Below are 9,672 nucleotides of genomic sequence, written 5' to 3' on the forward strand. Positions count from 1 at the left end.
CGTATGGAACTTCGTCAAGGCGAAATTCTAGGTTTGGTTGGCGAAAATGGTAATGGAAAAACGACACTTTTACGTTGTTTGTGCGGCGAACTACTTGCAACAAGCGGAAATATTAAGTATCATTTTGATTTTAAAGATGGTTATCATTTACGAACTAAACTGGTTTACATTCCGCAACGAACAGATACTTGGTATGGTTCCATGTTTGAAAATTTGCAATTTACAGCAACAAATTATGGTTACAAACCAGAAGAAAACGAACTAGTTGTAGAACTGATTATCGCTCGATTGGGATTGCGAAAGTTTAGAAATCATAGTTGGAAAAGCTTATCATCTGGTTACAAAATGCGTTTTGAGTTGGCTCGAATGTTACTAAGAAAACCAGAAATTCTATTAATTGACGAACCATTAGCCAATTTAGACATTCTTGCACAACAAACTGTACTAGAAGATTTTAGAGCAATAGCAAAATCGCCTTTTCGTCCAATTGGAATTGTATTGAGTTCACAACAATTGTATGAAGTAGAAAAAACTTCCGATCAAGTAATTTTCTTAAAACAAGGAAAACAGAAAAATCTTCACGAAAAAGCTCAGCAAGAAAATGAAGTTGTTGTAGCAAATAATTTAGTAATCGAATTTGAAAGTTCATTAACGCAAGGCGAACTTGGAGCAATTTTTGAAAACTTAAAGATGATTTCATTACAGTTTAACGGTGGAACATATATTGTGAATTTCCCAGACACAGTTTCGGTTTACGATTTTATGCAATTGGCAATTTCTCATAAAATTCCGTTGCAGTATTTCAGAAACATCTCCAATTCTACTCGTCGCTTTTTTGTATCTTAAATTTCAAAATCATGTTTAAAAACATCCAAAAATACCTTCTTATAAATTATCCTTTGTTGTGGAATACCAAAGTGCTTCCAACAACGTTTATTTTAATAGTAATCAACCTAATTTTCTTCTTCATCGGACTTGAAAAAGGCAAACTCGACTTCTTCGAAAATGATAATAACTATACGTATGATGACGAAGCTGTTGTAATTTTCTTCAGCATTTTAGTATCGATTTTACTCTTGATAATGTGGCTTATTTTTTATTTCAAGAACAATTCTTTCAAATCATTTTATCCAAAAAGAACACTTTCATTATTCAAAGAATGGAGTATTGTACTGTTCATCTGTTTATTAATATCCTTATTTACAAGTTCTTATTATTACGGAAAAGACGTTAGAATGCGCAGTTATTTTACAGAACAAGAAGCAAAAAATCGTTGTGAAATATTAAGTAAAGCATCGTTTTTTATTGAAGGTTCTTATTCTAATAATTATAATTACAACTACAACGATTATTCAGAAGTAGCAGTTGCAGAAGAAGCTAAAGCGGCAGTTACGGCAGCAGACACAGCTGTTGCTGCAAATGACTCGATAAAATTTAATGGAAAAAGATACAGCTTTTATTCTTTGCTAAATAAAAACGTAAATAGTTATACTTTTTTCGATTATGATTCGGACTCTATTCGTAAAAAAACTATTAAAACGTGGCTTGTAAATCAGCAGAAAGATTCTATAAAATCAATATTTAAAAAGTATTTAGCCATTGCAAAAGAACACAATTTAAAAGCGAATATCGACGAGAATAAATGGTTTGATTTGGTTTATGATTATCCTAGTTTCATGAATTATAGAGAAATTGGACCTAGTGATGTAAACTATGAATATTATGAAAATGTAAATCAGAAGCAAGACAGTATAAATAGATATATTAAAGTTATAAAAGGTATAAAATATGAATACTACAGGTATTTTGTTCCAGAAAAAAGTTTGAACTTCAATTACAATAAAATTTCCGAAGCTTGGGTTTCGCCCAACATGAACTTCACCTCTATTTTGATACCTTTTTATTTTGCTATTGCACTTTCACTTTTAATTTTTGGTTTTAGAGTAACCTCTGGAAGAAATTGGTTAATTGCAGTAATTAGTCTAGGTGTTGTTTCAATTTTATTGGGAATATTTAGCATCATCATCAAATCCGATTACAGTTTTGCAATCGCTCTAATCTTGCTTACTACATGTACTTTTATTTACTTTTTTGTAACCATTTCTAGAAAGAAAAGTAAAAACATTTCGGGCGTAATTCTCAATGCAATGCTGTGGTTATTTCCATCATTTTTTCCATTAATTTATTATGTGATTTTAGAAATATTAAAAGATTTAGCTCAAGCCGGACCATTAGGTTATTTACAAAGCAAATACTATCCAGCAATACAATTCATGAAAGATAACGGTTTAATTTTCGGCTATCTAAACATAGTTTTTATAATTATTTTGATGTTGTTTTTATCTGTAAAAATAAAACAATGGCGTGGTTTAGCCGAAGGTTAAGGAGCGAATTCCCGAAGCTTCGGGATTGGTCTTTATTTGCCATCGTAATTCCTGCTGTACATTGCAATAAAAAAACCTTTCTGAACACCAGAAAGGTTTTTTTATTTCCATTCCCATCTGTCCCGAAACTTCGGGATAAATGGTTTTCTGTATTGATTATTTATTCAATTTAGGCAAAGTTCTAATGTATAATTCTTCCACTTTTTTTCTTGCCCAATCGGTTTTTCTAAGAAAAGTCAAACTAGATTTCACACTCGGATTCTCTCTAAAACATTTAATGTTTACAAATTCTGCCAAAGTATCAAATCCATAAAAATCAACTAATTGTTCAATAATAGTTTGAAGTGTAATTCCGTGAAGCGGATCTTTAGATTTTTCCATGATACAAAAGTAGTTTTTTGAAACATTACATCATAAAAAAACCATCCTATTTTTAAGATAAGATGGCTTTGTTATTTTAAATTTTATTTTTATTGAACAGCCAATTGTGCATTGATATTTCCATGTCCATAATTAGCATTTTTAGTAGGATAATAAGTTGACGATTGCTTCATTTTGGTTAAAACTTGCGCTCTTGTCCATGAAGGATTTTTAGACCAAACCAAAGCTGCAATTCCAGCAGTAGTAGCTGTTGCAACAGAAGAACCACCAACATAATCACTTTGAGAATTATAATAACTAGTAACAGGAACAGTGCTTCCAGAATTACGTTGCATTTGAATTGTAAAATCTATTTTGCTTCCGGTATGACATACATCACATTTTACATTAGAAGTACCTTCCATAACTCCAGTTACAGCAACTGCTTCTGGCATCCATGCTGGAAAAATTACGCCAACAAATGTTGTAAAACTTGTTGAAGTTCCGCCAGCACAAAAAATTAATTTTCCTTTATTATAGGCATATTTGACACCATCTTCAATTTTTCCAACCGAAATAATATGTCCCATCGACATCGAAATTATTTTAACCGAAGCATTATTTCCTAAAGCGGTAAACGCATTTTTCACACCATTATGTTCATGATAACCTTCAAGAACAACATTTGCAGCAGCGCGATATGTTATTAAATTGGCATTGTAAGCAACTCCAACTGGCAACCCAACATTATTTCTTGGTGCAGTTGCAACCGATGCCATACTTGTTCCATGACCACATTGATCATTAGGACCATCAGTTGTTGAACTCCAAGGCCAAATAGAATCAACATAAGTACCAAATTTTTGAATACTTCTGCCTGAAGATAAACCATTATTAAAGTTGCTTCCTAAAAGTGACTGATTTGGAGAAGTTCCTGTATCAATAACTCCAATTGTAATTCCAGAACCTGTTGCAGTATTCCAAGCAGCAGGAATATTGTGTTGTGTAAATGTCCAAGGCATTTTTGCATTTGGAGTTATTGTAGTGTAATCTGAACTATTTAATGTTTCAGATTCATATCCGCAACCCGATGAAGAGGAAGAGCGTTCTAGAATTCCTTTACTTTCATAATATCTATAATCTGCAGGTTCAATATATCTAATTAAATTCGTTCTTCTCAATGCAATAACAGTCTCTTGTTTTTCAATAGTTACATCTATTAAATTTAAATACTCGTCAGAAGAAATTAAAACTTTATCAAGCGCTTTTCCTTCATATTGCATAATTAAATCAAGTATTTGACTTTGAATCTTAGCATTATTTTTAGATTTGCTTCTATCAAAATCAGTAGCTGAAGATCCAAAACCAATAGTAGCAATTTTCTGACCTTGATAAATTGCGCTCCATAGTAAATGGTTAGAAGCCTGTTTCCAGTTGAATGAATTTTTATTTGCAAATGATTGATCAATTTGCTGTGTAACTTGTTCAATCGTTAAAGGTTCTTTTTGAGATATATCAATATTAATTGAAGTTTCAGTGGTTTCATCCTTGGTACAAGATGCAAAAATCAATAAAGAAACTATGGCAATTTTAAAGAAATACTTTGTCATATTACTAGATTTTAATGGTTAGTTATACGAATATAGTAATTTATTACTTAAATAAATAAAAAAAGTCACCATTCAATTAAGAACAGTGACTCTCTTGTCCGAATAAATTCGGAACTAACCAATAACTTTATAATGTATTAGAAAATAAATTTAAATCCGAAAGAAAGTGGAGTAGTTAAAGTTGGATTACTACCACCTAAAACACCATTATAAGTAGATTCAACATTTGCAACGTGAGCTAGAGAGAAATCTGTAATTGTTGTTTTTTCTCCAACTTTAGGGTCAATTGTTGTAGAACTAAAGTTTGCTAAATTATATGAAAACTCAACAGAGAAATTTTTAGTTACAAAAAAATCAAAACCTCCTGATGCAGCAACTCCAAACTGCGTAATTTTAGTGTCTGCTTCTTTTTCCTTACCTGAAATAATTGGAGTAGCTATTTGTCCAAAGAAAAATAAATTACCGGCTACATTCCAATATTTTCTTACCAAAGGTTCAACTACAATTAAACTAGAATTTGCTAAAGTACCAGTTCCATCCTCAGCTTTGATATTCATCATACCAAATCCAGCCCCAACAGCAACAGATGGAGTAACAAATGTTCCTACGATTGGCAATACAGTTATGTTTGTACTTTTCACATCTCCGGTTTTAGTTTGAGTATAACCAAATTGTGAAGTAGCAAACCAAGCGCCTTCTAATCCTTTATTTTCTTTTTCTTGTGCATTTACATTTAAACTCATTAAAGCAATACCTGCTAATAAAAATAATTTTTTCATTTTGTTTTTGTTTTAAATTATAGGACAAATTTATTGTCAAGAAATTATTTAAAAACTGATATAAATCATAGTTTGACTTTTTTTTTGATAGTAAATAATTTTCTTTTTTTTGTTTCATAAAATTGTTACTACATTTGCATCAATATGATTAAAACCGCCAATATACTTAACAAGAAAGCAAGATTCGATTATGAAATTATCGAAACCTATTCGGCTGGAATTGTTTTAACAGGTACCGAAATAAAATCCATTAGATTAGGAAAAGCCAACATTACCGAAAGTTTTTGCGAGTTTAATGACGATGGAGAACTTTTTGCCATCAATACCTCAATTGAAGAATATGCTTTTGGAAATCAGTTTAATCACAAAGCAAGAAGCGAACGAAAACTTTTACTCAACAAAAGAGAACTGAAAACGTTAGAAAAAAATGTTGATACCAAAGGTTTAACAATAGTTCCTTTACGCCTTTTTACCAACGAAAAAGGACTTGCCAAACTAGAAATCGGACTTTGTAGAGGTAAAAAAACCTACGACAAGCGCGAATCTTTGAAAGAACAAGATACTAAACGCGATATCGATCGAATTAAAAAATCATTTTAAAAATTAAAAATAAAAGGTAAAATGTTTTTTTGGGAAAAATAATATGACTAAATTTGTCAAGATTTTAAATGTCATAAAATGAAAACACTACTTAAAAATGCAAGAGAGAAAAAAGGTTTAAAAACCAGAGAAGTAGCGCAATTATTAGGTATTGATCAAGCGTTAATTAGCAAGTTTGAAAACGGTTCTAGAAAACCAACCAAAGATCAAATAGCAAAGTTAGCTTCAATTCTAGATATAGATTTTGAAACTTTAATGATTCTTTGGCTCAAAGAACGTATTCTTTATGAAATTGGTGATGATGATTTGGCCTTGAAAGCAATGTCATTAGCCGAAGAACAAATTAAATACAATGTTAGTTTTGTTAGAAAATCAATTTCAAAGAACCTTCTAAATCTTCTCAATGAAATAGATGATTTAAAGAAAAAGCTAGATACATTTAGAGAATTTGATAGTTTTAGAATTGCACAAGCATTAGAACTAGAATATACTTTTGAAAGTAATAGAATTGAAGGAAATACTTTAACACTTCGTGAGACCGATTTGGTCATCAATGAAGGTTTAACTATTTCAGGAAAAAGTATGCGTGAACATCTTGAAGCGATAAATCACGTAGAAGCAATTGGCTACATAAAGCAATTAATGGAGCGTAACTTTCCTTTTAATGAAAGAGAGTTATTATCTGTTCATAATTTAATTTTGCGAGGTATAATTCCAGAAGATGCGGGAAGATATAGAAGAGTTCAAGTAATGATAAAAGGTAGCAGTCACATGCCACCACAACCTTTTATTGTACCTAAAGAAATGGAAGACTATTTCATTTGGTATAATGAAAACAAAGGTAAATTACATCCAGTAATTCTTGCCGCAGAAATGCACGAACGTTTGGTAACTATTCATCCATTTATTGATGGAAATGGTAGAACTTCTCGCTTAGTAATGAACTTAATTTTATTACAAAATGGCTATGTAATTGCCAATATTAAAGGTGACTATGATTCAAGAATGAATTATTATCAAGCTCTAGAAACGGCACAAACACTTGGCAACAAAGAAGATTTTCTACTATTTATTGCGCAAATAGAAAAAGAATGTTTAGAGCGTTATTTAGGAATTATCAGTAAATAAAAAAATCCATTCCTCAATTCTGGGGAATGGATTTATTCGTTTAATTTTTATTTTCTAATAAAGGTACAAATTTAAAATCACCAAACTCATGTTTTTCAAATTGCGTTTCGTTTTTTCTAATCAACATTGTCATTATTTGATCTTTATCACCAACAGGAATAACCAATTTCCCTCCTATCTTTAATTGAGCCATCAATGGTTTTGGAATAATTGGCGCGCCAGCTGTAACAATAATACTGTCAAAAGGTGCATGATTTGGTAAACCTTTATAACCATCGCCAAACGATAAATGCTTCGGACGAATTCCTAGTTTTGGTAATAGTAAGGATGTAGTTTTAAACAATTCATTTTGTCGTTCAACTGAATATACTTTGGCGCCAAGCAAACACAAAACTGCAGTTTGATAACCACTTCCAGTTCCAATTTCAAGGATTTTATCGTCTTTTTTAACTTCTAACAATTGACTTTGAAACGCTACAGTGTATGGTTGCGAAATAGTTTGACCTGCTCCAATAGGAAATGCCTTATCTTGATAAGCAAAATCTTCGAAACTAGAATTTAAAAATAAATGCCTCGGAATTTTTTTAATTGCTTCCAATACGTTTTTATCTGTAATTCCTTTATCTTCTAAAACTTTAGCTAGTTGATTTCTAAGTCCTTGATGTTTATTTGTATCTTTCAATTTGGGCAAGTGTTTATTTTGTAAAATTAACTTTAAAATCACAAAATGCAAGTTCCAAATTCTAAAAACTTTTTAAACTCTTAAACTTTTAAACTTTAAACTAAAATTGTACTTTTGATAAAATTTAATTCTATGCTTAAAGTTGGCGTTTTAGGTGCTGGTCATCTCGGAAAAATACATTTACGATTATTAAATCAATCAGAAAGATATGAATTAGTTGGTTTTTATGATGAAAATCACGAAAACGGAGCTAAAATTGCTGCCGAATTTGGGTATAAACAATTTGATACCATTGCCAAATTAATTCACGCTGTTGATGTTATAGACATTGTAACTCCTACTCTTTCTCACTATAAATGTGCAAAAGTTTCTATCAAAAGTGGCAAACACGTTTTTATAGAAAAACCAATTGCTACAACAGTTGAAGAAGCTGAAGAAATTATTGCTTTATCAAAAGAATACAATGTAAAAGGTCAAGTTGGACATGTGGAACGATTCAATCCAGCGTTTATTGCTGTGAAAGACCAAATTGAAAATCCAATGTTTATTGAAACGCATCGTTTGGCGGAATTCAATCCTCGTGGTACAGATGTTCCTGTGGTTTTAGATTTAATGATTCACGATATTGATGCAATTCTCAGTGTTGTAAAATCAAAAGTTAAAGCGGTTCACGCAAGTGGCGTTTCGGTTTTAAGTCAATCGCCAGATATTGCTAATGCTCGAATTGAGTTTGAAAACGGTTGCGTTGCCAATATTACTTCGAGTAGAATTTCGATGAAGAACATGCGTAAATCACGTTTTTTTCAAAAAGACGCTTACATTTCTGTCGATTATTTAGACAAGATTTGTGAAGTTGTAAAAATGAAAGAAGCACCAGAAGTTCCTGGTGATTTTGACATGATTTTACAAAATGCTGAAGGCGAAAAGAAACAAATATATTTCAACAATCCTGATGTTTCTCCAAATAATGCCATTTTGGATGAATTAGAAACTTTTGCTGATGCAATTACAAATAATACCACTCCAATTGTAACTTTAGAAGACGGAACCGAAGCTTTGCGAGTTGCTTATATGATTATTGATTCGATGGAAAGTAGATAATTATGGAGTTGAGTCAAAATCTAATACATGAAATTAAATCTTTAATTGCAAAAGCAAAAGAAGGCGCTATTCGTTCGGTAGATCATCATCGAACGGTAATGTATTGGCATATTGGCGAACGAATCTTTAACGAAGAACAACAAGGAAAAGACCGAGCTGATTATGGTAATTACTTAATAAAATATTTATCTGAGCAACTTCAACCTGAATATGGTAGTGGATTTTCTGTAAGACAATTAGAACGTTATAGACAATTTTATAGAACGTTTCCAATTGCGTCCACACTGAGGACGCAATTGAGTTGGTCGCATTATAAATTGCTTTTAGGAGTTGATAATGAAGACAAAAGAGAATATTATATAGCGGAAACCGCAAAAAATAATTGGTCGGTTCGTCAAATGGAACGACAAATAAACAGTCAATTATTTGAACGATTGTTATTGAGTAATGACAAAGAAAGTGTTTTGGCTGTTGCTAGAAATGAAGTCATTCCAACCAATCCAAATGAAATTATAAAAGATCCATTAATTCTAGAATTTTTAGGGTTAAAACGTGAAAGTGCTTATTACGAAAAAGAGTTTGAACAAGCTATAATCACCAATCTGCAAGATTTTCTTTTAGAACTTGGAAACGGATTTTCATTTGTTGCAAGACAAAAACGAATTCATTTAGATGGCGATGAGTTTTTTATTGATTTGGTTTTTTATAATCGATTATTACAATGTTTTGTTTTATTTGAAATCAAAACACACAAATTAACACATGAAGATTTAGGTCAACTTCAAATGTATGTGAACTATTATGATCGTGTTGAGAAAGTAGCTCACGAAAAACCAACGATTGGAATTTTACTTTGTGCCGATAAAAACGATGCCGTAGTAAAATATTCATTACCAGAAAACAACAATTCGATATTAGCAAGTCAACACCAATTATATCTTCCAACAGAAGAACAATTATTGACTGAAATTAGACGAGAAATAGAAATTTTAAATAAGAATCATGAATAAATTATCACTAATTATATT

Annotated in this window: 10 protein-coding genes; 6 read left to right on the forward strand and 4 right to left on the reverse strand. The window is 31.2% G+C overall.

Translation table 11 applies throughout. From position 1 onward, the window contains the following. Both DIU01_RS02205 and DIU01_RS02210 read left to right on the forward strand, forming a co-directional pair. Positions 1 to 846, forward strand: an 846-nt coding sequence (locus tag DIU01_RS02205) for an ATP-binding cassette domain-containing protein (RefSeq protein ID WP_290831627.1), incomplete at its 5' end; no start/stop codon positions are given. Between the two features lie 11 nt (positions 847 to 857). After that, positions 858 to 2,384, forward strand: coding sequence for a hypothetical protein (locus DIU01_RS02210; protein ID WP_290831628.1), 1,527 nt, complete (start codon positions 858 to 860; stop codon positions 2,382 to 2,384). 156 nt (positions 2,385 to 2,540) lie between these two features. On the opposite strand, the gene DIU01_RS02215 is transcribed toward DIU01_RS02210, so the two are convergent. The 3 genes from DIU01_RS02215 to DIU01_RS02225 form a co-directional block, all read right to left on the reverse strand. Then, positions 2,541 to 2,765, reverse strand: coding sequence for a VF530 family protein (locus tag DIU01_RS02215; RefSeq protein WP_290831629.1), 225 nt, complete (start codon positions 2,763 to 2,765; stop codon positions 2,541 to 2,543). An 89-nt stretch (positions 2,766 to 2,854) separates the two neighbouring features. Next, a complete protein-coding gene (locus DIU01_RS02220) occupies positions 2,855 to 4,354 on the reverse strand; it encodes a S8/S53 family peptidase (RefSeq protein WP_290831630.1) in 1,500 nt (499 codons plus the stop codon). Positions 4,355 to 4,491: 137 nt separating this feature from the next. Beyond that, positions 4,492 to 5,133, reverse strand: a complete 642-nt coding sequence (locus DIU01_RS02225) for a hypothetical protein (RefSeq protein WP_290831631.1) — start codon at positions 5,131 to 5,133, stop codon at positions 4,492 to 4,494. A 144-nt stretch (positions 5,134 to 5,277) separates the two neighbouring features. Between DIU01_RS02225 and smpB the strand changes: the two genes are divergently transcribed. After that, the gene (gene smpB, locus DIU01_RS02230) at positions 5,278 to 5,733 is read left to right on the forward strand and encodes an SsrA-binding protein SmpB (protein WP_290831632.1); all 456 of its coding nucleotides are present in this window, start codon (positions 5,278 to 5,280) and stop codon (positions 5,731 to 5,733) included. Between the two features lie 78 nt (positions 5,734 to 5,811). Then, positions 5,812 to 6,861: a Fic family protein gene (locus DIU01_RS02235; RefSeq protein ID WP_290831633.1), complete on the forward strand. Its 1,050-nt coding sequence runs from the start codon at positions 5,812 to 5,814 to the stop codon at positions 6,859 to 6,861. A gap of 40 nt (positions 6,862 to 6,901) precedes the next feature. Here the strand turns inward: DIU01_RS02235 and DIU01_RS02240 are convergent, their stop codons facing one another. Then, entirely contained in the window at positions 6,902 to 7,543 is a 642-nt protein-coding gene (locus tag DIU01_RS02240) for a protein-L-isoaspartate(D-aspartate) O-methyltransferase (RefSeq protein ID WP_290831634.1), read from the reverse strand. Between the two features lie 132 nt (positions 7,544 to 7,675). Between DIU01_RS02240 and DIU01_RS02245 the strand changes: the two genes are divergently transcribed. Both DIU01_RS02245 and DIU01_RS02250 read left to right on the forward strand, forming a co-directional pair. Then, on the forward strand, positions 7,676 to 8,644 hold the full coding sequence (locus DIU01_RS02245; RefSeq protein ID WP_290831635.1) for a Gfo/Idh/MocA family oxidoreductase: 969 nt from the start codon (positions 7,676 to 7,678) through the stop codon (positions 8,642 to 8,644). A gap of 2 nt (positions 8,645 to 8,646) precedes the next feature. Then, the gene (locus DIU01_RS02250; RefSeq protein ID WP_290831636.1) at positions 8,647 to 9,654 is read left to right on the forward strand and encodes a PDDEXK nuclease domain-containing protein; all 1,008 of its coding nucleotides are present in this window, start codon (positions 8,647 to 8,649) and stop codon (positions 9,652 to 9,654) included. The last annotated feature ends 18 nt before the right edge of the window (positions 9,655 to 9,672 follow it).

This window comes from Flavobacterium sp. (genome assembly GCF_003525665.1).
Taxonomy (GTDB): domain Bacteria; phylum Bacteroidota; class Bacteroidia; order Flavobacteriales; family Flavobacteriaceae; genus Flavobacterium.